The organism is Bradyrhizobium sp. 26S5 (assembly GCF_036923295.1).
Taxonomy (GTDB): domain Bacteria; phylum Pseudomonadota; class Alphaproteobacteria; order Rhizobiales; family Xanthobacteraceae; genus Bradyrhizobium; species Bradyrhizobium septentrionale.
The window spans coordinates 1122530-1144442 of record NZ_CP145948.1 but is presented as its reverse complement, the minus strand read 5'-3'; the positions used below and the strand labels follow the sequence as shown (position 1 = coordinate 1144442).

Sequence of the window (21913 nt, the reverse complement as noted above, 5' to 3'; positions counted from 1 at the left end):
TCCAATATAGGCGGAGGGGCAGGGAAATGGAGTCGCAAGCGCGACATTAGGCGCATCAGCCGATAGGAACTGCTCGCACGGCCGGCACTTGCCCGGGAACCAACCCACGGGAGCGACCGTGCCGGGCGAGGCTTTTTATCTGATGGTGTTATGGCTCATAGGTGCTTTTCTGCTGGGCGCCGCGCTCACCTATGGCGTCATACGAGCAGGGCGGCTGCGATGGAGTGAGCGAGCACGCCTAGACCAAAACACGGCGCGGACTCAGCGGGCGGAAGACCCGCACAAACGTCCATTTTAGGATCTAGCAGTCCGGACAGCTATCGCCGATCCCGCGCAAAACGTCCTCGATCGCGGCCAGGCACTGCTCGGGGGTGGCGCCGGGAAAGGGGTGGTTCCAAGCCGCCTCACGGGCGCGGTTCCTTGCATCCGGATCGTTGCGGTCGAGCGCGTGTCCGTGGTGTTCACATTCGCGAACGGCGTGGTGTTCGATCAGAGTGCCCAGCGCCCAGCCTTCGAGGCTGCGATAAGCGGGGCGGTTGGCCTGCAGGGGCAGGCGGCGTTGTGCGTTGCTCTTCATGATGTGGTCTCGAATCGATCGACACCACCAGTTATAGCACCCCAGTCAAGTCAGCCCTGGGGGCCCGCCCAATTGTACCCGCTATTGCCTCCTGGAACTTGGTACGCAGGAGCTGGCGTTCACGCGCCACTCGCTGGAACGAGATCAACGTTTCGCAATTCATTGCCAATGACACGCTACTATTTCGATCTACGCGAAGATGGCGTCCTCGCGCCCGATGAAGAAGGCTTGGAGTTTGACAGCCTCGAGGCAGTCAAGGAAGAGGCGAGCCGCTCGCTGCTCGACCTTGTCCGTGACCAGGTGCTGGAGCGCGGGTTTCGAGATGCGGCAGTTGAAGTTCGCGATGGTGCCGATCGGGTTCTCAATGTGGCCGTCCTGTGGACGATGAAGCGCCTTGATTCTTGATCATCAGGGCTTCGCCTAGCTGTCTTCCTGATGGAGATAGTCAGGCACAAATCGCGCCTGCCATGAGATCAGGCCGCGACGCCTGAGGTCGTTATTGATCTGGATCAACTTGGCCGCGCGGTTCAAGCCACGCTGGAATTTCTACCGATGGGATTGACACTCTCGGCAGGTGCGGGATGATGGTTCCGGCAGTGACGATCAAACCGTCGTTGAATTTGGTTCGCCCAAAATCCTTAGCTTCTGTGTCTGTTGCGAACGTCTTAGTTAAGCGCGGTGACGCGGTCGCAGTGATGGGCGCGCAGCTCTCGATGTCGCTTGCTCGATGTGATGGGCGTTGCTCGTTGCTTGTCGTTCTCAGTCGATTATCGACCGCGTTTTGTCGCGTCCTCAAAAGCGCACCACCAACCAGCGCACAAGGCACCATGCAGGTTCTCAGGCAAGTCCTGATGCAGGTCCATCAATACTTCGATGGAAGCGATGTAGCCTTGTTGCCAAGCGTCCTTCTCGTCATCGGTTCTAAATTCGCCTAGGAATCGTGGTCGCTCCAGTCGACGCGAAGAGTACCGCTGCCGATATCGCCCGCTTCGTACAAAGGGCTATAGAATTCAAGGATGCGGTAAAGAGGGGAGAGACGAATACACCTCAAGCACGCGCAGCGCAGCGGCGCTACGGCAACTACTTTGACGAATTTTCCGGCAAAAAGCGACGGCGACGCATAGAAGAAATCGAATACATCTCTCGTCATGGTGATATTGTCGATGCGGTGCGCCAGTGGCGACGACGAACGCTAAAGTCGGGCGAGAAAATCTTCAAAGACGCTTACGTTGATCTGGGTGTGCAGGCGCGCGGCGTGGTGCGAGAAATCTATGAGGTGAAGACAAGCTGTGAGCGTCAGGCCCTCTACACGGCAATCGGTCAAGTCGTAGTCCATGACGCTTCTCCGGATGGCGATTGCAAACGATTTCTCGTCCTGCCCGACGGGGAAGCCATCCCGGAAGACGTGACACGCGCTCTCACTCGCGCAGATATATCCCTCATTCGATTCACGCTTCAGGAAGACAAAATTCGCTTGTCAACAACCAGCACCTGACCGACCTCAGCACTGCGTAGCACAGCTTTGAGATTTTCTTCTTGATGTCAAACTTCGCGTCAGCGCCAAACAAAGAAACGCACATCTGCTTTCTACAGTGGGCGATTGGCCGCGCAACCAGCGGATGTTCTGTGGCTGCACCCGTTCTATCACGATCTCCCCACCGCGCTAATCCAGGCCACCGGCGCGACGGCGGCTGACTTCAATCGAGCTGTCTACGAGCAGCTGAAGCCCGGCGGGTCATCGTCGACCACGCCGCCGCCGTCGGAACGGGCACGAGCGACGCCCAGTCGCTGCATCGGATTGAGCTTGGCTTCGTACTGGATGCGGAAGGCACCATGCTCGCGAACAAGGAAGATCCACACTCGATCAAGGTTCGACCCTCGATCAAGGGCGAGACCTTTTTCTACCGGTTCGTGAAGCCCTGTCCCGGCGCCGACTTGCTGGCGCATTGGTGGTGTTTTTCCATTCGGCATGATGTGGCGATGTGACGGAACCCGAAGGGGAGTGGGATGGGCGGACCTTCCTCTAATCGAGTGGTACATCAATTTGGATTGTTGTGCCCTTTGGCTCGTTTAATGAGACCGCGATGCGTCGATTGAGTTAGGCAAGCGAGCTCTTGAGCCGCTCGGAAGCGAAGACCCGCTCGCCCCTGGCTCTAATTCATATTTTCGAACGTTCTCATCGCCGCCACAACATTCTTGCCGACATAAGGCTTGGGAATAAAAAGCGCGTTCGCCGGGATTTCCAGCGACCGCACCTTGCCGGTGGTGATTATGATGTGAACCGGAGGCCACCTGTCTCTTACCGCAGCGGCCAATTTCAGCCCATCCATGGAGCCGGGCATGTCGATATCGGTAAACAGGGTCTCATCTTCGACAACCAAGACTGTAGGCATTTCCACCCTTTCGGTGGACACATCCAGGCCACGACTGCATGCATAAAGCCCGGCGAGGAGCAATCGTTCCTTTCAACGGATCGCAGGTCGGGCGATAGCTCGAAGTCCTGCGGACCGATCAAAGGCGTGTGAGGATCTGGAGCTCCATCAATGCCATTCTTCGCAATATAGCGGGGTCTCGTTCGCCGTCCTTGGCGGTACGAAGAATCGTTTCCGCGATCGCCTGGACATGCGCGGAACTGACGGGATCCGGCAGCGAGGCAACCGCGCTATCCAACGCCGCTTTCATGATCGCAATCGTTTCAGGCGGAAACGACGCATTCGAGAAGTCTTTCATCTGGAATCGATCCCGGAGCTAAGTAACGCGGCAGACGGACGAGCCGCGGGCATTGGGTCACCCCCAACGGCCGCGCCATCTGCTTCCCCATCCACCGCCACCGCGGAGAAGCCGCACCACGAAGAGCAGCAGTACCGCACCGATGGTGGCGTTGATGATCGCGCTGATGATGCCGCTGCCGAGATGGATGCCGAGCCGGGGCAGCAACCAACTGCCTATAAAGGCGCCGAGAATACCGATGATCAGATCGCCGACGATCCCGAATCCGGTCCCGCGCACGATCTGACCGGCCAACCAGCCTGCAACGAGACCTACGAACAGTATGACCAAGAGGCTTTCGCTCGACATATTCATCTTGCTACCTCAATCGTTGGTCCGAATGACGTCCATCAGCGTAATCAGGTGTAGCGGTAATCGGTCATGCTCGCCTGCCAGTCTGATCCGCAGCCGAGCACCTATTTCCTCGCAGATCGCGGCGCTACACACTCGGTCGATCTGAATCGCATTGCGAGCTTCTGGACTGATCATCAAAATCTCCCGTTCGCCACATCTGCAAGCTGCTTACTAGCGGCGCGCCGTGACCAGGCGAACTTCGCGAACCATCGCCTCGCCGCCGTGCAGACAGTGGGCTTCAAAGCGAGGCCAGACCTGCTGCGAACAATTTCGCGCGACAGTCGGGAGTTCAAGCCGGTCCGACTTCGCCAGCACGGAGGTTTCGCCCGCGGCCACTTGAGGCGCAAACCCCGGCAAGGCAATAACCGCCGCTCCCAAGAGGCCAAATATGGCCAGGGACGTGAGAGAGTTGTTCATGTGAGGCTGCTGACTGTGGCTTATCGCCGATCCGGCTCGCTCGGGGATCGTGAACATAACGGCGCGGTCCATGGGGAGTTCCCTTGACCACAACCTATATTTGAAAACTCCACGCCCGGTGGCTCAGCCCGTGTTCTCGTCCAAGGGCACGTCAAGCTGGATCATGACGCCTTTAGGCGTGTTGGACGTCACAGCAATGCGTCCCTCAAGTTGGGCGATCAGGCTTTTAATCACTTTGAAGCCGAGACTCGCCCGTGGCTGGTCGATATCGAAGTCCGTCGGCAGACCGATTCCCTGATCTGACACCTCCACACGCAAGTCGCTGCCGTGCAGTTTGCCCGAAACACGGATTTCGCCGGACCCCTCTGGGTAGGCATGCTTGGCGGAATTAGTCACAATTTCATTGATCAGAAGGCCCAGCGGAATCGCCTTGTCGGCGGAAATCATCAGAGGATCGAAAGCGCAGCTTATCCTGTGCGCCACGGTTTCCTGCAGCTTCCGGCAAAGCTCGCCCGCAAAGTCGGCGATGTCAACAAAGCCGATCTTGTTGCTGCGCCATAAGTGGTCGTGGACCTGGGCAATCGTGGTGATGCGCGAAGCCGCGTCTTTCAGGGCATTTCGGACATCTTCCGACTCCGCGTTGCGCCCCTGCACGCGCAGCAGACCCACGACCGACGCCAGGCTGTTCTTGACGCGGTGGCTCATCTCGCGCGTCAGCATGGCCTGGTGGTCGAGTGCTTCCTTGAGGTCCGCGTCAGCATGTTGTCGCTCGATGGCAATACCGAGCAAACCAGCGAAGCCAGCAAGGAAGTCGGCATCCGCGGCATCGAACTGGCCGGGGTCGGCACTGTCGACCTCGAGAATACCGAACGGCACATTTCCCTCCCCGCCTCTCGCGATCAGGACATTGATCGCCCGCTTGATCCCGTGATCCGACAGCAGCATGGGCGTGCGAAAGCGTGTTTCTTCCTGAAGATGATTTGAAATCACCATTTGGCCGGTCTGGAACGCGTAGCCGGCGGGAGATTCCATATCAATCCCGAGCGACACCTGCCCGATCGTTCCGAGTGCCCAACCGACGCCGGCACGGACCAGCAGCCGCCTGTCGTCAGGCATATACTCGAGCACCTTAGCCAAGGATGTTTCGAGGCCTTGGGCACAGAGTTCGGTTGCGCGTTGCAGGATTTGTCCAATGTCCCGAGTCTGCATCGCAGAGCGACCGAACTCTCCAAGCAGGGACTGTTGCCGCAACCGGTAAGGTAGCTCCTCCCTGGTGAGATCGGCGGCAGCCGTGGGTGCCGATACCGACTCCTTCCCCGGTTGGGTGGGCATGAGTAGTCCCGTCAAATAAGAGGCTGCGGCGTGGCGGGCCGCACGGAAAACGTAGCACAGCGCCACCGCTGGGGGGAGACGATTTCCAGCCCCTAGGGGCCGACCGCAGCCGGCCGTTAGACGGATATTGAAAAATTTTCGGGCTCCCTCTTGAAACCAAAATCCGGTTTTTTTATTTTCCAAGTCGCCGCCGCAAGGTGGCTCCCGGGCGCCTGATGGGCCCGGGACCTGAGACGGGCACCGGTCGTGTCCGGTGCCGCTATTAACCATTTTGCTCCTAGGAGGATCTGGCTATGCGCACTTATGACTTCGCTCCCCTCTTCCGGTCGACCATCGGTTTCGATCGTCTTTTCGACCTCGCCGAAACCGCCCAGCGCGGCGCCGAGGGAGGCTACCCGCCCTACAACATCGAACGCATCGAGGAAGACCGTTACCTGATCACGCTGGCGGTTGCGGGCTTCTCGCCCGATGAAATCTCGATCACTGCAGAGCAGAACGTCGTCACCATCGAAGGCGGCAAGACCGAGAAAACCGAGCGCGAGTTCCTGTATCGCGGCATCTCGACCCGCCACTTCAAGCGGCGGTTCAACCTGGCCGACTACGTGCAGGTCAAGGATGCAGCCTTCGACAACGGCCTGCTCAAGATCGAACTGGTCCGGGAAATCCCAGAAGCCATGAGGCCGCGGCGGATCGCCATCAATGGCGCGCAGCCGGCCAACGTGCATCAGATCGAGTCCAAGGCGGCCTGAGCGAACACCCTGCGGCGGCCCGGAATTGTTGTCTCGGGCTGCCGCCCCACTCGTCTTGAATGGAGGATACCATGCGGCCGACGACCGCCATCAAAGACAACGTATTTGACTTCCAGGCGCTGCTGCACCCGGGCACCGTCTTCGAACATCCCAAGGACGTGGTAGCGCATCCGGACCTGACGCTGGCCGAGAAGCGAGCGATCCTTGCTTCCTGGGCCTCCGATGCATCGGCGATCGCGTCTTGCCCGGCACTGCGCGCTCCGGCAGGTCTAAAGGCGCCAGTCAGCATCGACGCCATCTTGGAAGCCCTGTGCGACCTGGACGGCGGGCCTCGCCACCCGCCGGGCGGGAAAGCCTGCAGACTGCGGTCCACCGAGCGCGCCATCGCGGCTTAGACCACGCATATGACGAAAGACTGTCAGGAGCGATGAAGATGACAGAGGAAATCTCGCCCGTTGACGTCACTCGCACTAGCTGATCGTCGATGTCCCGCGCACGTGCTTAGATGGAGCCGTCCAACGGCCACCTCTTTAACAGCTTGGATGGCTCCTTTGCGCCAGTACCGGCCGTTCGATACCCGACCGGACGAAGCAACGACTGGGTGAAGAAGACCTGCGCGCAGCGGGAGATGCTTGTGACCGCCGCGCGCCGGCAGACAGGTCGAGACGCGACAAGCGTGCCTTCCCGTCGGTCAGGTCGCACCAGTCCCTCCCGCGACCTATCAGGGCTTCGTGAAACGGTGGGCGAAGCGATCGGTCACACCCTTGATCGCGGGATCGAACACCTTCATCGAGTGCGGATCGTCCTTGTTCGCGAGCATGGTGCTCTCCGCGTCCAGTACGAAGCCGGCCGCCTCCACCTCCGCGCGAACGGATGCAGGCTCAATCCGATGCAGCGACTGGGCGTCGCCCGTACCCGCCCCGACGGCGGCGGTGTGATCGACGATGACGTAAGACCCACCGGGCTTCAGCCGCTCGTAGACGGCTCGATTGAATTGTGCCGCCGTCGCGCCCCTGGCCTGGATCAGCGCAGTGTGGAGATCGTGGTAGAACAGGTGCAACCACAGGACATCGGCTGGTTGCGTGACCTCCGGCATCGCCACGAGGTCCGCCGAGACGGCTTCGACATTCTCCCGGCCCGACTCCTTCGCAAGCGTCCGCATTCGGCCGACCGGATCGTTCTTGAAGTGGGCGACTTCGGCCGGCACGAAGCTGTAGACCCGTCCTTCGGGTCCCACGACGTCGGAGAAGAGACGGGTCCAGTCGCCGTCGCCTGGGTAAACGTCGATGATGGTGGCGCCGGCATCCACGCGCGCGAATCGGATTAACTCGGATAGCTTGAATTGGTCGTACATTGGGATCTCCATTACGTTTGGGAATTCGACGAGCGTGCGGGACGGCGATCCACGGCTCATTCGCCGTCGACCCCGAAAAGCTCACGCTAGACGGGTGGGCCTACGCCCAGCGACCGGCCTCCTCAAAGCTAAGGCGAGGGTTGCGTGGAAACACGGAAGCTGGATCGCCGTGACCAATGCTGCAAATGAAGTTCGACCGAACCCGCGTGCCCGAGAAGAACGCTTTATCCACGCCGGCGTTGTCGAAGCCGGACATGGGCCCGCAGTCCAGCCCCAACGCCCGCGCAGCGACGATGAGGTAAGCGCCCTGCAGCGTTCCGTTTCGCATTGCCGTCGCCTCGCCCACGCCTGGTGCCGCGAAATACTTCTGCATGACCTCGGCATTATGAGGCAGAAGCTTTGGTAGCTCGCCGGCGAAATCCAAATCGTGGCCGATGATGACCGTGACGGGAGCCTTCAGAATTTTGGGCTTGTTCGGCTCCGCGGCAAGCCCGGCAAGCGTTGCCTTTCCGTCGGCGCTACGCACCCAGACAAACCTGGCGGGGCTGCTGTTCGCGGATGTCGGTCCCCATTTCAGTAGGTCATAAATCTCGCGTACCAGATCGTCCCTTACAGGACGATCTGCCCATCCGTTGGGGGTGCGGGCGGAGCGGAAGATTTGATCAAGCGACTGATCGTTTAGAGGGGATGTCATAGGGGGCCCTTTCAGGAAATGGATGTTGGTCGGCACAACATCGCGATATGCCATCACGACTCACACGTCGAACTTGACTAGGTCCTTGCGTCGATCTGCGAGGCCCGCGCCAGTGCTTGCGTGTCGATGTATTCCTGGATGCGGGCGACTTTGCCGTCTCGAACGGTTATGTCGAAGACCCACTCGTCCTTGAACGGCCTGTTCGTGGCTTTGATTTTCCCGTAGCGACACCGACGACCATAACCCGGTCTCCCTGCGCCACGAATTCGGGGGGCTTCGGGTATTGCGTTTCCACCTCTTCGGACGCCTTCTTGAGCACAGCCGCCAACTCCGCGTGCCCGCGGTGCGTGCCTGCCAGCGGCCAGCCTTCGCCCGGAATGATCCACTCGATATCTTCGGCAGCCAACGCCAGCAGATCGCGCGCGTTGCTGCTGCCCATGGCTGCAAAGAAATTCTTCACAAGCTTGACATTCTCTTCGGTGCTCATCGTATCTCTCCGTTTTCGCTCGACGCGAATTCAGATGGCCGAGAAGCCGCCATCGACGGACAACTCCACCCCGTTCACGAAGCTCGAATCGTCTGAAGCAAGAAACAGCGCGGCTGCCGCAATTTCCTCGGGACGACCCATCTTTCCCCGCGGGATCAGGGATTCGAACATCCGCTTCGCTTCCTCGGTGAGAACCTGGTCCTGCATCGGTGTGGCGATCGGACCTGGGTGCAGCACGTTCACCCGGATATTCCTGCCCTTGAGTTCGTTGAGCCAACCGCGTGCGAATGCGTGCAGCGCCGCCTTGCTCGCCGCATACACGCTGTAACCAGGAAAACCTTTAATCGAAGCAACTGACCCGGTCATGAAGATCGATCCGCCGTCGTTGAACAGCGGCAACGCCTTCTGGACCGTAAACAGCGTGCCGCGCGTATTCAGGCCGAAGGTCGCGTCGAAATGCTGCTCGGTAATCTCGCCCAGTGGGACGGCTTCGCCCGTGCCAGCGCTCGCGTACAGGATGTCGATCCTGCCCTTTTCCCGCTTGACCGTGTCGAGCAGACGGCCGAGGTCGTCGAGATTGGCCGCGTCGCCGCGCACGCCGGTCACGTTCCGGCCGATCAGTTTGACGGCCTGGTCCAGCGCCTCCTGTTTCCGGCCCGTGATGAAAACATAGGCGCCTTCTTCAACGAACCGCTGGGCGCTCGCCAGCGCCATGCCGCTCGATCCACCCGTGATGACTGCAACCTTGCCTTCAAGCTTTCCCATGACTGCTTCCTTCCAGGCTTCCGCCTCTGATCGTTTGGGGACGCCCCCGAGAACCTCGACATAGGTCCGCCGGGGTCAGGCGTTGAGTGCGGAAAAGCGCACATCGATGGTGCGAAAACGATCCGGGTCCATGATTGATGCCGGCCGCGATGATCCATGGTTGCCGGTCTGAATTGGGCTGGGCTCGTCGCCCCAAGCTATGATTTCCGCCAATACTGCTATACGCTCCGTTAGATGCGGGCTTTGGAAGGCGCACCGCGTGGTGCTGGATTGCACCATGATCGACTGGGATGACATTCGTTACTTTCTTGCCGTCGCGCGCGGCGGCTCGGTGCGGGCTGCCGCCAAAAGCGTTGGTGTGAACCACGCGACCGTGCTGCGACGCATCGCCCAGCTTGAGGAACGCCTCGGGGCGCTCATGTTCGAAAAGCTGCCTGTGGGCTACCGCCTGACGGCTGCGGGCGAGGAGGTCCTCGAACTCGCGAAGCAGATGGAAGCGTCGTCGCTCAAACTGGAGACGCGCGTCTTGGGTCGCGACCAGAGCGTGCGCGGGCTACTTCGGGTGACGTTGGCGCCGCCCCTCGCGACACACCTGCTGATGCCGGACTTCGCCGATTTCGCGCGCTTGCATCCGGACATCGAGATGGAAATCCTGTCGTCCGGCGAACTGGCAAACCTGACCAACCGGGAGGCCGACGTGGCGATCCGCGTCGTCTACGACCGCAAAACCCTGCCGCTCAATCTTCACGGCTTGAAAGGACCGGAGCTGTTCGGCGGTGTCTACATGTCTCGCGATCGACTGGCCGCATGGCGTACCGGCGCGCCTGATCCCATCCGGTGGATCGTCATCAGCATTCATGGAATTCCGGATTGGGCCAGCGAGGGTGAGGTTCGCGCCGCGGGGGTTCCATTCAGGACATCAGACGCCGAGGCGCAGATCGTTGCTGTACGGCAAGGGATCGGGATCACGACGCTGCCGTGCTTTATCGGAGATGCCGACCCCCTGTTAGTGAGGGTGCCGGGCACCGACCTGCACATGTACGGAACACTCTGGCTTCTCACACAGGGGGAGACACGCAAGACGAAGCGCGTGCGGCTCTTCACGGAGTTCGTATCCCGCCGACTCGCCGCGCACGCTCCGCTTCTCGCGGGGCAGTCCACATCGCGCGACTGACGCCTGGCAGGTTGCCGGTGGTTGAATTCAATTGCGGATGGAGCTGCACGAAGCGCGGTCTCCAGATCGTTTCCTCAACAGGACGGCCGATGGTGCTACCGCTTTCTCGACGGCGGCGGTGTCGGGCTAATCAATGAGAGCGTCGTGGACCGAAGATCGCCGAGATCCAATAATCTTCTCCATCCTCAATCTGCAGCATTCTTTTAAATAAGCTTCTGGACCTTAGCTGATCGCCAACGATCCGAAGGAATCGCGGGCTCAAGTCGCAATCTTGCAATCTTTAACCTCGCAATCGGCCCGAAATGCTGTGAAGCTGCGAAATATCAACGAACTTGAAGATCATCGCTTAAAGCCCCGGGACGTGAAGGAATATGTCTGTATATCAGTCTGATGGGCTTACGACACTGATCACTTCTTGAAGCTCAAGATGTACGCGATTATGTCGTCTGATTCCGCCTCGGTAAGGATGAGATTCGGCATATTCTTGTGGTTAGAACGCAGAAACACTTTCAATGAAAGTTCGGTCGTCGATGTCATGTCAGCGACGCTCTGGAAGTTGGGAGGACCATCTTTGTCGATCATCGAAGTCTCACCTCTACCGGGAGATAGGATCGGCAGGACGCGATGGCACGAACTACATTGCGAGTTTGCGATCTGGCGGCCAGATGCTGCGTCGCCACGAAGCGGCTGAGCAAGGATCGGAAACTGTAGGGCCATAGTTGCAACGGCTCCAAGGAATCCAGAAATCATCCAACGCATGAGCTTCACCGGTATGAGGGATGATTGAATATGCCCTTCATGCACCGGAGTAAGTGGTCAATTTTGCTCACTCCGGTGAAAAGATATGCCGACAAAACCGTGGAACTCCGGCCGTCTTTTTAGCTTAAAAGGTCCCCATTCCACGTCGGCGGAGTCCTCAGCATCCCCGTGCTCGGGCGGGTCTAGAGAGCCAACATTGGCGCGCGGCGTGTGAGCGACGGCGATTGGTCCTGACACTGCTCCATGAACCATCGGCGACGATCAATCTGCTCTGATCATTTCTAGCGGCGGCCCTAGTTTTCGAGGGAGTGCTTTAGCTTCCTCTTCCGCCAGCAACTGGTGGATTTGTTAGCGCTGGTCTTTGTCGGTTACCCTAAGAAGCAAATCTCTAAACCGCGATGTATTCAGGCTGTTCAGCTCTTGCTCGGTCATACCAAGATCGAAAGCACGGCCCGGTATCTCGGCATCCAGGTCGATGGCGCCTTTGGCAATAGCGGAACAAGTTGATGTCTGAAATACTGGGCAGAGCGGACATGCACTGGCCCACCCAACTAACCGCTTGTTTTGTGTCAGGACGGGCCACTCAGACGTGGTACCTTGACCGCAACAATTGGTGCGCTAGAAAATTCGACATTTCTCAGGAATGCCCCCGTCGTCGCCGCTTGATTCGGTCGAAGATCGCGAACGCCGCTGCCAGCACGCATCCCGCGATGATGCCGAAGGTAGGTCCTCGACGAGCGTAAGGCCGAATGTGGCCAGCAGTACGCTGCCGCCGCGCCAATCGCGAAGCAGGAGTAAGAAATCGTCCTTCTCGGCCATATTCCAGCAGACCACCACCAGTACGCCGGCCAGCGTAGACAAGGGAATGAAGCTCGCCAGCGGTCCTGCGACCAAAATGAAAACCAGGAGAAAGACGGCATGAGCTATGCCGGAGACCGGACTGCACGCACCGGCGCGGATATTGGTCGCCGTGCGCGCAATCGTTCCGGTCACGCTGATCCCGCCGAATATTGCAGAAGCGATGTTCGCAACGCCTTGCGCCACTACTTCCATATTGTAGCGGTGCTTGCGTCCTGTCATGCCATCCGCCACTTTGGCGGACAGAAGGCTCTCGACTGCCCCAAGCAACGTGAAGGAGAGCGCGGCCGGCAACACTCCAAGCACGGATGGCGTTGAGAACGATGGCAGTCGGGGGGAAGGCACGCCATTCGGGAGCTGGCCAAAATGGCTGCCGATCGTCTCGACCGGCAAATGGAACAGCCACGCGACTACTGAGGCAAGCACGACAGCGATCAACATTCCCGGCCAATTTGGCAGCAAGCGTCGCAGCAAGAAAATCAAGGCGGCGGAGCCCGCGCCAACAGCAAACGCAGCCGGGCTAAGGGTCGGTAACGACCGGCCGAGCATTGCGAGCTTGGGCAAGAGCTGTCCGGGTTCGACACCGGGTAATTTCAGGCCGCCGAGATCCTTGAGCTGGCTGGCAAAGATCGTAACCGCAATCCCGCAAGTGAAGCCGACGGTCACGGCATGCGGAATGTAGCGAATGAGCGAACCAAGCCGAAGCAAACCGATCAGGGTGAGCATCAGCCCGGAGAGGAAAACCGTGAGCAAAAGCCCTTCCAGGCCATATTTCGTAGCGGTTGCTGCAACAAGAACGATGAATGCACCGGCGGGACCGCCGATCTGATAACGGCTCCCGCCTAGCGCCGACACTAAGAAACCGCCAATGACGGCGGCATATAACCCTCGTTCCGGCGAAACGCCCGAGGCTACAGCGATCGCCATCGACAGCGGCAGAGCGACGATTGCGACGGTAAGTGCCGCCAACATATCCCGCCGAAAGCAGTCAAAGTTATAACCCTCCGCCAACACCGTGACAATTTTCGGACAATAAGTATGGGCGGTGGCGGACCCATCAGGCATGGTCGCGAACCGATCTGTATTTCGAGGATTGTGGCGTGCGACCGCCCCAGAAGCGCATCTTACCACAATAGACGCTATCGGTGCGTCAAATCGACGACCTATTCCAACAGAAGGTCCGACGATCCCTCCGCCGACATTGATTAAACGTGATCTGTTCTTTGTGAGCAATTTTGACCACTGGAAAGATCATGGGAAACCATCGGATACCAGTTGCGCCGATTACCACCTCGACTTCGAGGAACTCGATGCCCCCTCAGTGCTTGTTAAAAGTGGCGCCAACTCGGGCGCGCGCATCCGCTCAATTTTCTTAGTGAAGGCTGATCCCCGCACAGCGGCATTCGCGCAGTTTCGCGGACGGAATCATGATGCGCACCCAGCAGGCGGTAGCGGCCGGCGGAGCTCAGGGGTACCTGCCGCCTGAGCATTTCGACCAGATTTTTTCGGCACATGGCACGATCATGATCTTCTTCGTGGCCATGCCGCTTGTGATCGGATTGATGAACTTCGCCGTCCCGCTGCAACTCGGCGCCCGCGATGTCGCGTTCCCAACGATGAACTCGATCAGCTTCTGGCTGACCGCGTCCGGTGTTCTCCTCCCGAACGTATCGCTGGCAGTCGGCGAGTTTGCAAAGACCGGCTGGTTTGCCTATCCGCCGTTGAGCGAGCTGCAATTCTCGCCGGGTGTCGGCGTCGACTATTACCTCTGATCGCTGCAATTATCCGGGCTTGGGACATTGTTGAGCGGCGTCAATTTTGTCACGACGATTCTGAAGATGCGGGCTCCCGGAATGAGCTACATGCGCATGCCGGTTTTCTGCTGGACAGCGCTTGCATCGAATTTGCTGATGGTGGCCGCCTTTCCGGTGATCACCGCGCTGTTCGCAATGCTGCTCCTCGATCGTTACCTGGGCTTCCACTTCTTCACAGTGGACGCCGGCGGCAACGCGATGATGTATGTGAACCTGTTCTGGGTCTGGGGAAATCCCGAAGTCTACATCTTGGTTCTCCCGGCCTTCGGCATCTTTTCCGAGGTGACCGCCACTTTTTCGGGCAAGTCGCTGTTCGGCTATCGCTCGATGGTACTCGCGACCATGGCTATCTGTGTCCTCTCCTACACGGTCTGGCTCCATCATTTCTTCACCATGGGCGCCAGCGCGAGCGTCAACGCCTTCTTCGGCATCACGAGCATGATCATCGGCGTGCCGACCGGCGTCAAAGTCTTTAACTGGCTGTTTACAATGTACGGCGGGCGGGTCCGGTTCACGGTGCCGGTGTTATGGACGATCGGCTTCATGGTGTCGTTCGTCTTCGGTGGCCTGACTGGAGTGCTCCTGGCGTTGCCCCCGGTCGATTGGCAGGTCCATAATAGTGTCTTCCTGGTCGCCCATTTCCATCACGTCATCATCCCGGGCGTGCTGTTCGGGTGCATCGCTGGCTACAATTACTGGTTTCCCAAGGCGTTCGGCTTCAAGCTGGATGAGCGCTGGGGCAAGGCCGCCTTCTGGTGCTGGTTCATCGGCTTCCATCTCGCGTTCATGCCGCTCTACGTGACGGGGCTGATGGGCATGCCCCGCCGTCTGCAGCACTACGACGTCCTTTCTTGGCAGCCTTGGCTTTTGGTCGCCGAGGTAGGCGCACTCGTCATCCTGACCGGAATCATCTGTCAGATCGTCCAGATCGTGGTGTCCATTCGTCACCGCGAGCAACTGCGCGACACGACGGGTGATCCGTGGAATGGCCGCACACTGGAATGGTCTACCGCGTCGCCGCCCCCGGCCTGGAATTTTGCGGTCCTGCCGCGCGTTGACGGACTCGATGCATTCTGGACGCAGAAGCAGCGCCTGCTAGCGAAGCAGGAGCTGCCCTTGCGGCAGCACGCTTACCAGCCGATCGAAGTCCCCAAGAACACTCCTGTCGGTTTCGTGACCGCGTTCTTTGCCGTAGTCACCGGCTTCGCCCTGATCTGGCACATCTGGTGGATGGCAGGCTTCGGAGTTCTTGGCGCGGCCGTGACGTTGCTCGCCTTCATGTTCCGCAGAAAGGACGAAGTCGAGATTTCCGCAGATGAGATCCGCCTGTTCGATCGCGCACACCCGGTGGAGGTATCGCCATGAACGTCGCAGTTGAGATGGATGCAGTCCGCCGAGGCGAACTGCTGAATGCAAGCGAAGCCGGGCCCGCGCCTAAGCGAGTGGTCGCAGGCTTCGGGTTCTGGATCTTCCTGCTGAGCGACATCGTGATGTTCTCGGCGCTGTTTGCGAGCTATGCCGTGCTCGCAAAAGCGAGTGCCGGCGGCCTCACCGGTGCTCAGCTGTTTGACCAGCGGAACGTTGCGATAGAAACCGCGCTTCTCCTGCTCTCCAGCTACACTTGCGGCATGATGTCGTTGGCCATCAATGCGCGGCGGTATCACGTCGTCTTTGTTGGCGCCCTGGCGACATTCCTGTTGGGAGCGGCATTTCTTTCGCTCGAGCTTCGCGAATTCCAAGGCATGATCGCGTTAGGAGCGACGCCGCAACGCAGCGCGTTCCTGTCCGCCTTCTTCACGCTGGTCGGCAGTCACGGGCTGCACGTGACGTTCGGACTGGCATGGCTGGCTCTCATGATGGTCCAGCTGTCATTGAGAGGTTTTCAGGACGTCGTGGTTCGCCGTCTGCACTGCTTCTCATTGTTCTGGCATGCGCTCGACATCATCTGGGTTCTGATCTTCACCGTTGTCTATCTGATGGGAGTCCTTCCATGACTGAAATGCGTTGGGATGTTGCACCGGAAGACAGGCCAGCGATCCCGGCCTCGGAGCAAAGAGCTTCTTCCGGCTTCCTTGTGTACACGATCGGTTTGCTACTGGCGGTGATCCTGACGGCCACATCCTTCTGGGTGGCAAACACCTCGGCGATCTGGGCGCCGGGCGTGCCGGCCGGACTCGCCGTCCTCGCCATCGCCCAGATGGGGGTGCACCTGGTCTTCTTTCTTCACATCACGACCGGGCCCGACAGCAGCCACAATGTCCTGGCGCTGGCGTTTGGCGTGCTTATCGTACGGATCGCTCGTGATCATGACCAATCTGAACGAGAACATGATGATGGGACATCCCGAGCTCATGAACCTGCAGATGCAACGCTGAAGATGGCTACATGACCCAACACGTACAACGCTTTGGAGAACGACGATGATAAAGCCGCTCTTGTTTTCCGCGACGGTCGCGGGCTGCCTCGCCCTGACTTCTGTCGCACAAGCCAGCTCGGCCTATGACGGATCCTGGGACCTCATTTTCGTGACGCAGAGAGGCGCATGCGATCCGACCTACAACTTCGCTGTCAACATCAGCAACGGAATCGTCACACATCCAAATCTGGTGCGGTTCAGCGGTTATGTGGCTCGCTCGGGTGCGGTCCGCGCTTCCGTGACCGTGCACGACAAGTACGCTTCCGGTTCGGGCAGGCTCGCAACCAGTTCCGGCCGTGGCACGTGGAGTGGCCATTCGGGATCCGCGCGCTGCTCGGGCTACTGGACCGCGCAGCGGAACTAGCGCACAGCTACGGCGGATTGGCGCAAGTGATCCAGCCCGTAGGAAGGAGAAGCTCATGACGGCGATCGCGTGGTTTGATGATCTTTCCGTCGGAATGCAGTTCAAGTCGGGTGAAGCGCAGATCACCGCTTCAGAAATCAAGCGCTTCGCGGCCGAATTTGACCCGCAGCCGATGCATCTGGATGAAGAAGCGGCTAGCAGGACCTTCTTCAAGGGCCTTGCGGCATCCGGATGGCACACGGCCTCACTTGCAATGAGGTTGTTGGTGGAAAGCCGCCCTTTCGGCGATCATCCGATCATCGGAATGGGAGGCGGCTTGCGCTGGCTGGCGCCAGTACGTCCCGGCGATGTGCTGCGCTTGGAAGGAGAGGTCGAAAGCCTTACCCCTTCGAAGAGCAAACCGCAGGGTACGGTGAATATGAAATGGACGATGTACAACCAGGATGGCCAAGCCGTCTATGAGTTCACTCCGATGACGATCGTCCCGCGCCGCCCGGCGCCGAAGGCGAATTGAAGCGCGTCGGTCCACGTCCAGCACGCCCAACGGCCTTGAGACCAGCGTCCGCAAGCCCGCTTGTCCGCCAGCCGTCCGTCCGAGTTGACCGCTACGAACCCTGCTGCCTGGGCGGCAGGCGCGCGCCCCTTTCAGTGACAACGAAGTTGCGGTCGAAATCGCTTAGGTCAAAAGCGGACTTCAGCAGCTCCGGTTACCGCAACCAACCGCTCATTACGTCCGCTTCAACAACCCGGGATCGACCGGCATCTTGCGCAGCCGCTTGCCTGTGGCCGCGAAGATCGCATTGCTGATCGCAGGCACGATGCCCGAGGTTCCGGTCTCGCCCATGCCGCCGGGCGGTTCGGTGCTCGGCACGATATGGACCTCGATGGCCGGCGCCTGATCGATCCGCAGCATTTGGTAGCTGTCGAAATTGGTCTGCTCGAGCTCGCCAAGAGCGCTTCCGGTGTCTGTCCGATTTGCACTCTACAGTGCGCGGGCGTTAGCAGCGGCATCAGAGAGCCTTTTGTTTGGCACGTAAGAGATTTAGATCAGCGCATCCCGGGCAGTTGGGCCATGCGCATATGGCGTCGAAACAAGTCAGCAGGAAACTCGTCAGCTACCACAAAAGCAGCGTCTTCCTGGTAAGTCACGCCATGGAAATGCCTATCTCGCTCAGCGGGGCTTGATCCCATGGCGGAGATCATCGAAGCACCTGCAGGAACCATGGTTGACAATGATAACAACAAGCGGCGTGGCCTCGTCGAGTTCAAGGACGGTTGCCGCAATGGCAAATTCGGAAAGACTAAGGCTTATGAGCTGATCGCCCACGAGAGGATCAGGGCATACAAGATGGGAGGCAAGACCATGATTGACCTCGACAGCGTGGACGAATATCACGCTTCGCTGCCACGGGTCGAAACGAGAGCGAGCTAGGCCGCCGATCTCCGAAGCGAGACAGCGGGCGCACTGGCGCGTGAGCTGTCGAGGCGATGCGACCAATGCTACGCTAAACGCACGTACTCGGCCCAATAGGCCGCAAGGTTATAGATACCGCAAGGCTTGTTCTTGTCGCCCTTGCCAAGCAAGCGCCTCACCACCTCGTCGCGCCGCCGCGCTTATTTCTCCGTGTCGTGAGCGCATTGGACATCTACTACGTCGCGCGATCAGCGCTTTTCGACGTCGGTCTTGTGCCAACCGCAACCGAGTTGACCGCCGAAGTCATCCAGTACGAAGTAAGTGTCTCGCTTGACATCGTCGGGGCTAATGGTCGGCTACGTATGACAAGACCCGTCCTTGACCTCCCGATATTGAGTTAGGTCGATCCCGCAGCAATTCGATCAGAGCCGGGTTCGATTCCGGTCGGACGACTGTGGTGACCGGAACGGCATGGGCCGTGCCTGCTGCCGCCGTGCCTGCTGACTGCCGAGGAGCTTGCTTTTATTTTTGCGAGCTAATACCGAGCATCACGTTGCTGGTATTTCTGCTGGTATCGGCAGCAATCGGCGACAAAAACAGTTTTAAATTCAATCGGTTATGGTATTAGGCGATTGCCGGCCAGGGGCACCAGCCTTCGCTGCTTCGCAGCTTCGGCCGGGCGAGCCACTACGGGCTCTATCCAAGCGAAGCAGAGAAGGCTGTCCCGCCGAAGCCTTGGCGAAGGCGGACGCCCGGGCACCGCACCGCGTGAAGCAGCCACGCAATGGCCCAGAAGGGCGAAGCGTGTCCGGCGAAGCTTGAGCAGCGCGAAAGCGAAGACGGACTGCCCCAAGCGAACTGCAGTAGCGCGCGCAACCCGCGCCGCAATCCTGATCCGAAATCGTCAGACGCGCGCCGCCGGCATTCTGCAAGCCGATCTCACGCAGCCCGGAAACAGCCGTCGTCGCTGACTGCGCGATATCCCAACGTGAGGATGTCGGCAGCGGAGCTATCAACCCTGGAGCTTGCCTGGGTGGGATCGTTCCGCCATCATCCCCGGAGGAGCGTCTGGAAAGCAGGAAGAGATCATGACCACCTATGTCGGCACCCTGGGCGATGACAGCCATACCGGCAACGAAGACGTCATGTATGGCCTGGATGGCGCCGACACCCTCAACGGCAACGCCACCACCGGAGGCGGACAAACGCTCTATGGTGGTGAGGGGAATGACAGCCTTTCCGGAGGGAGCCCCACGGGCCCAGGCATAAGAATCTACGGCGGGGGTGGAAACGATACTCTCTCGGGTATCGGTGCATTCTACGGCGACGGGGGCAACGATTCGATTACCGCAACCGGTCAAGGCGGCGCTTTCGGAGGCGATGGAAACGACACCATCAATACATCTCTGAGCGGCTTTTATGGCGGGGTTGCCTACGGCGGTACCGGGGATGACCTGCTGACCGGAACCGTTCTGTATTGGGATGGCGGCGACGGAAACGACAGCCTGTTTGGCGGCTACGCAGCCATTGGCGATACGACACTTGCATTCGGTGGCAATGGCAACGATCTCATCGTGCTGACTGGCACCAACGGCACAGGCGGATCAGCGATCTACGGCGGCCTGGGCGATGACAGCGTCTACGGCGGGGGCGCGTAAGACACCATCGTCGGGGACGCCGGCGTGGATCTTCTGGAAGGCGGCGGCGGGGATGACTGGATCTATCTGCCGACTGGCGGTGGAAACGCCTACGGCGGCACCGGCAACGATGTGCTGATCGGTTCGCAAGTCAACGACGTACTCAACGGCGATGACGGCAATGACGTGCTCTACGGTTACGGCGGCAATGACTACCTCTATGGCGGCGCCGGCAACAACACGCTGTACGGCGGTGATGGCTCGGACATCCTGCTCGGAAGCGTCGGCAACGACTATTTCGACGGCGGCATGGGGGTGAACTACTATTTCGGCGGCGGCGGCAGCAACACGTTCGTCTCCAATGACGTGCCCAGCGTGCAGGTGGTTCAGGATTGGAATGGCGCGACCGACGTCGTGCAACTCAATGGCTCCGGCTTCAGCTTCTTTGCCGACGTGCTGTCGCACTCCTACCAAAACGGCGCCTACTTCGTTGTCCAGGTCGACGGCGACACCGCGGTCTGGCTCAACGGCGCCACGGCAGGCACGCTCACGGCGGCGAACTTCTTGATCGTCAGTTGATCTGCCGGAGCGAACCGGCGGGCCGCGATCGAAGCGACATCGACGACAATGAAGCGAACGAGGCCGCCAACCGAGGCGGCCCCTGATCGTTTGACTGTTGCTGCGTGTGGCGCGACCAAGCGGCTTAAGCTAGAGCTTCGATTCTGATTGAATCAGAACCGAAACTCTAGCCTGTTGTATTGACGCGTTTTCTTCACGCGAACCGGCGTCCACCTCGCTCGAAAACGCTCTAGCGCGCCAACGCAGCGATCAACTCGACCTCGATCGCTGCGTTGCGCGGCAAGCTGCGCGACGCCGACGCTCGTCCTGGGGTGCAGTCCGCGCTCGGGACCGAACAGCTCCATGATGAGCTCCGACGCGCCGTCGGCGACTGCCGTCTGACCGCTGAAATCCGCGGCGCTGTGCACGAACACGGTGAGCTTCAAGATCTGCGCGACATTGTCGAGCGACCCCAGATGTGCCTTGATCGCGGCCAGTCCGTGGATCAGCGCCAGCCGCGCACCCCGCTTGGCGTCTTCCAAGGTGACATCACGACCGACCTGGCCGACGACATGCACCTTGTCACCATCGCGCGGAAGTTGGCCGCTGACATAGATCGTGTCGCCGTGGACCACCACCGGTGCATAGGCGCCGCCGGCCGCCGCCGACATCGGCAGCTCGATGTTGAGTTCGTGCAGACGTTGTTCGAGCTTCACGGTTGCTTGCCAGCGAACTGGCCCTCTTCTCGGATCGCGGCGTGACCTCCGCCGGGCGCCCCTGATAGCCGAGTTCGGCGTGAAGCGGTACCGAGATCATGCTCTCGGAGCAATTGCGCCGGCGGCTCAGCTCCTGCCGGCCGCGCCCAGCGTCGTCGCGATCAGATCGCTTGCCATGGGGCAGTGTCAGCAGCCGCGGCAGATGGTCTTGAGCTTGGCGTTCAGTTTTGCATTTTCATCAGCAAGCATCTCGACGACGCTGCCACGCTTGGCCGACGGATCCGATAAGGCGGTCTTGCCCTTGTCCGGACTTCCACCCGTGATCGCGGCGGCCTTGTCATAGCAGGCCAGCCGGTCATTGGAATTGCTGATCGCCGAGCATCCGGACGTTTGAGCGGCGGCGCCGTGGCAAGCAATAGCCTGGCAGGCAAGGATGAGAACCGCCGCGAGGGGAATAAACTTCATCTGAAAATCTCCGTCGGACATCATCTGCCAGCGATCGGGGCTGCACGTTGCGACACGCGTCCAGCCAGCCCGCAAGGCGTCAGTGACCTTCCTCATAGGGACGACCGACCAACGACCCGTTGCGTAACATACCCGGCCGAGATCGAGGAAGAATATTTGCCGCGATCTGACGCCGCGCTGCGCGCTAGGTCAGTTGCGAAGCGGAACTCCGCTTATGAAGTGTTTCACCCGGGAGACGAC

Annotated in this window: 26 protein-coding genes and 4 pseudogenes; 15 read left to right on the top strand and 15 right to left on the bottom strand. The window is 59.7% G+C overall.

From position 1 onward, the window contains the following. Positions 1-301 precede the first annotated feature (301 nt). The gene (locus V5279_RS05360) at positions 302-577 is read right to left on the bottom strand and encodes a hypothetical protein (protein WP_166212942.1); all 276 of its coding nucleotides are present in this window, start codon (positions 575-577) and stop codon (positions 302-304) included. A gap of 168 nt (positions 578-745) precedes the next feature. Here V5279_RS05360 and V5279_RS05355 point away from each other — a divergent pair, with 168 nt between their 5' ends. The 4 genes and pseudogenes from V5279_RS05355 to V5279_RS05340 all read left to right on the top strand — a co-directional run. Further along, positions 746-982 carry a DUF6894 family protein gene (locus V5279_RS05355; protein WP_166212944.1) on the top strand — a complete coding sequence of 79 codons (237 nt, stop codon included), beginning with the start codon at positions 746-748 and terminating at the stop codon, positions 980-982. 176 nt (positions 983-1158) lie between these two features. Beyond that, positions 1159-1512, top strand: a complete 354-nt coding sequence (locus tag V5279_RS05350) for a hypothetical protein (protein ID WP_166302393.1) — start codon at positions 1159-1161, stop codon at positions 1510-1512. Between the two features lie 5 nt (positions 1513-1517). Then, positions 1518-2072: a hypothetical protein gene (locus V5279_RS05345; RefSeq protein WP_338695658.1), complete on the top strand. Its 555-nt coding sequence runs from the start codon at positions 1518-1520 to the stop codon at positions 2070-2072. Between the two features lie 114 nt (positions 2073-2186). Next, positions 2187-2497 (top strand): annotated as a pseudogene (locus tag V5279_RS05340) (methyltransferase); the annotation flags it as partial. 233 nt (positions 2498-2730) lie between these two features. Here V5279_RS05340 and V5279_RS05335 read toward each other — a convergent pair. From V5279_RS05335 to V5279_RS05315, 5 genes are all read right to left on the bottom strand, one after another. Continuing rightward, positions 2731-2958, bottom strand: a complete 228-nt coding sequence (locus V5279_RS05335; RefSeq protein WP_338695656.1) for a hypothetical protein — start codon at positions 2956-2958, stop codon at positions 2731-2733. 130 nt (positions 2959-3088) lie between these two features. Then, positions 3089-3307, bottom strand: a complete 219-nt coding sequence (locus V5279_RS05330; RefSeq protein ID WP_166302388.1) for a hypothetical protein — start codon at positions 3305-3307, stop codon at positions 3089-3091. Positions 3308-3364: 57 nt separating this feature from the next. Beyond that, positions 3365-3661: a GlsB/YeaQ/YmgE family stress response membrane protein gene (locus V5279_RS05325; RefSeq protein ID WP_166302385.1), complete on the bottom strand. Its 297-nt coding sequence runs from the start codon at positions 3659-3661 to the stop codon at positions 3365-3367. Between the two features lie 210 nt (positions 3662-3871). Then, positions 3872-4189, bottom strand: coding sequence for a hypothetical protein (locus tag V5279_RS05320; RefSeq protein ID WP_338695652.1), 318 nt, complete (start codon positions 4187-4189; stop codon positions 3872-3874). 51 nt (positions 4190-4240) lie between these two features. Then, entirely contained in the window at positions 4241-5449 is a 1209-nt protein-coding gene (locus V5279_RS05315; RefSeq protein WP_338695650.1) for a sensor histidine kinase, read from the bottom strand. Positions 5450-5742: 293 nt separating this feature from the next. Between V5279_RS05315 and hspD the strand changes: the two genes are divergently transcribed. After that, the gene (hspD, locus tag V5279_RS05310) at positions 5743-6198 is read left to right on the top strand and encodes a small heat shock protein HspD (RefSeq protein ID WP_166302380.1); all 456 of its coding nucleotides are present in this window, start codon (positions 5743-5745) and stop codon (positions 6196-6198) included. A gap of 71 nt (positions 6199-6269) precedes the next feature. Then, the gene (locus V5279_RS05305) at positions 6270-6593 is read left to right on the top strand and encodes a hypothetical protein (RefSeq protein WP_338695649.1); all 324 of its coding nucleotides are present in this window, start codon (positions 6270-6272) and stop codon (positions 6591-6593) included. A gap of 326 nt (positions 6594-6919) precedes the next feature. On the opposite strand, the gene V5279_RS05300 is transcribed toward V5279_RS05305, so the two are convergent. The 4 genes and pseudogenes from V5279_RS05300 to V5279_RS05285 form a co-directional block, all read right to left on the bottom strand. Continuing rightward, a complete protein-coding gene (locus tag V5279_RS05300) occupies positions 6920-7552 on the bottom strand; it encodes a class I SAM-dependent methyltransferase (protein ID WP_166302378.1) in 633 nt (210 codons plus the stop codon). Positions 7553-7652: 100 nt separating this feature from the next. Then, entirely contained in the window at positions 7653-8246 is a 594-nt protein-coding gene (locus tag V5279_RS05295; RefSeq protein ID WP_338701868.1) for a malonic semialdehyde reductase, read from the bottom strand. A gap of 77 nt (positions 8247-8323) precedes the next feature. Next, positions 8324-8733 (bottom strand): annotated as a pseudogene (locus V5279_RS05290) (nuclear transport factor 2 family protein). Positions 8734-8763: 30 nt separating this feature from the next. After that, positions 8764-9498, bottom strand: coding sequence for an SDR family NAD(P)-dependent oxidoreductase (locus V5279_RS05285; protein ID WP_338695648.1), 735 nt, complete (start codon positions 9496-9498; stop codon positions 8764-8766). Between the two features lie 277 nt (positions 9499-9775). Between V5279_RS05285 and V5279_RS05280 the strand changes: the two genes are divergently transcribed. Then, positions 9776-10672, top strand: a complete 897-nt coding sequence (locus V5279_RS05280) for a LysR family transcriptional regulator (protein WP_338695646.1) — start codon at positions 9776-9778, stop codon at positions 10670-10672. Between the two features lie 408 nt (positions 10673-11080). Here V5279_RS05280 and V5279_RS05275 read toward each other — a convergent pair whose 3' ends face one another. After that, complete coding sequence (locus tag V5279_RS05275; RefSeq protein ID WP_338701865.1) at positions 11081-11389, bottom strand: cytochrome c; 309 nt, start codon at positions 11387-11389, stop codon at positions 11081-11083. Positions 11390-12107: 718 nt separating this feature from the next. Next, positions 12108-13354, bottom strand: a pseudogene (locus V5279_RS05270) (SulP family inorganic anion transporter); the annotation flags it as partial. Between the two features lie 341 nt (positions 13355-13695). Here V5279_RS05270 and V5279_RS05265 point away from each other — a divergent pair. The 5 genes and pseudogenes from V5279_RS05265 to V5279_RS05245 form a co-directional block, all read left to right on the top strand. Beyond that, positions 13696-15468: pseudogene (locus tag V5279_RS05265) on the top strand (cbb3-type cytochrome c oxidase subunit I); the annotation flags it as partial. A 125-nt stretch (positions 15469-15593) separates the two neighbouring features. Further along, positions 15594-16097, top strand: coding sequence for a cytochrome c oxidase subunit 3 (locus V5279_RS05260; RefSeq protein WP_338695644.1), 504 nt, complete (start codon positions 15594-15596; stop codon positions 16095-16097). After that, complete coding sequence (locus V5279_RS05255; protein ID WP_414645682.1) at positions 16094-16492, top strand: cytochrome o ubiquinol oxidase subunit IV; 399 nt, start codon at positions 16094-16096, stop codon at positions 16490-16492. The genes V5279_RS05260 and V5279_RS05255 overlap by 4 nt, the downstream gene beginning before the upstream one ends. A gap of 31 nt (positions 16493-16523) precedes the next feature. After that, positions 16524-16883, top strand: coding sequence for a hypothetical protein (locus V5279_RS05250; RefSeq protein WP_338695642.1), 360 nt, complete (start codon positions 16524-16526; stop codon positions 16881-16883). Between the two features lie 55 nt (positions 16884-16938). Continuing rightward, complete coding sequence (locus tag V5279_RS05245; protein WP_338695640.1) at positions 16939-17397, top strand: MaoC family dehydratase; 459 nt, start codon at positions 16939-16941, stop codon at positions 17395-17397. Positions 17398-17610: 213 nt separating this feature from the next. Here V5279_RS05245 and V5279_RS05240 read toward each other — a convergent pair whose 3' ends face one another. Next, on the bottom strand, positions 17611-17796 hold the full coding sequence (locus tag V5279_RS05240) for a hypothetical protein (RefSeq protein ID WP_338695638.1): 186 nt from the start codon (positions 17794-17796) through the stop codon (positions 17611-17613). 276 nt (positions 17797-18072) lie between these two features. Between V5279_RS05240 and V5279_RS05235 the strand changes: the two genes are divergently transcribed. From V5279_RS05235 to V5279_RS05225, 3 genes are all read left to right on the top strand, one after another. Continuing rightward, positions 18073-18315 carry a hypothetical protein gene (locus V5279_RS05235; protein ID WP_338695636.1) on the top strand — a complete coding sequence of 81 codons (243 nt, stop codon included), beginning with the start codon at positions 18073-18075 and terminating at the stop codon, positions 18313-18315. Positions 18316-19385: 1070 nt separating this feature from the next. After that, a complete protein-coding gene (locus V5279_RS05230; protein ID WP_338695634.1) occupies positions 19386-19955 on the top strand; it encodes a hypothetical protein in 570 nt (189 codons plus the stop codon). A 24-nt stretch (positions 19956-19979) separates the two neighbouring features. After that, a complete protein-coding gene (locus V5279_RS05225; protein ID WP_338695632.1) occupies positions 19980-20513 on the top strand; it encodes a calcium-binding protein in 534 nt (177 codons plus the stop codon). Positions 20514-20665: 152 nt separating this feature from the next. On the opposite strand, the gene V5279_RS05220 is transcribed toward V5279_RS05225, so the two are convergent. Beyond that, positions 20666-21208, bottom strand: a complete 543-nt coding sequence (locus V5279_RS05220; protein ID WP_338695629.1) for a RidA family protein — start codon at positions 21206-21208, stop codon at positions 20666-20668. Positions 21209-21394: 186 nt separating this feature from the next. Continuing rightward, positions 21395-21697: a hypothetical protein gene (locus V5279_RS05215; RefSeq protein WP_338695627.1), complete on the bottom strand. Its 303-nt coding sequence runs from the start codon at positions 21695-21697 to the stop codon at positions 21395-21397. Positions 21698-21913: the final 216 nt, after the last annotated feature.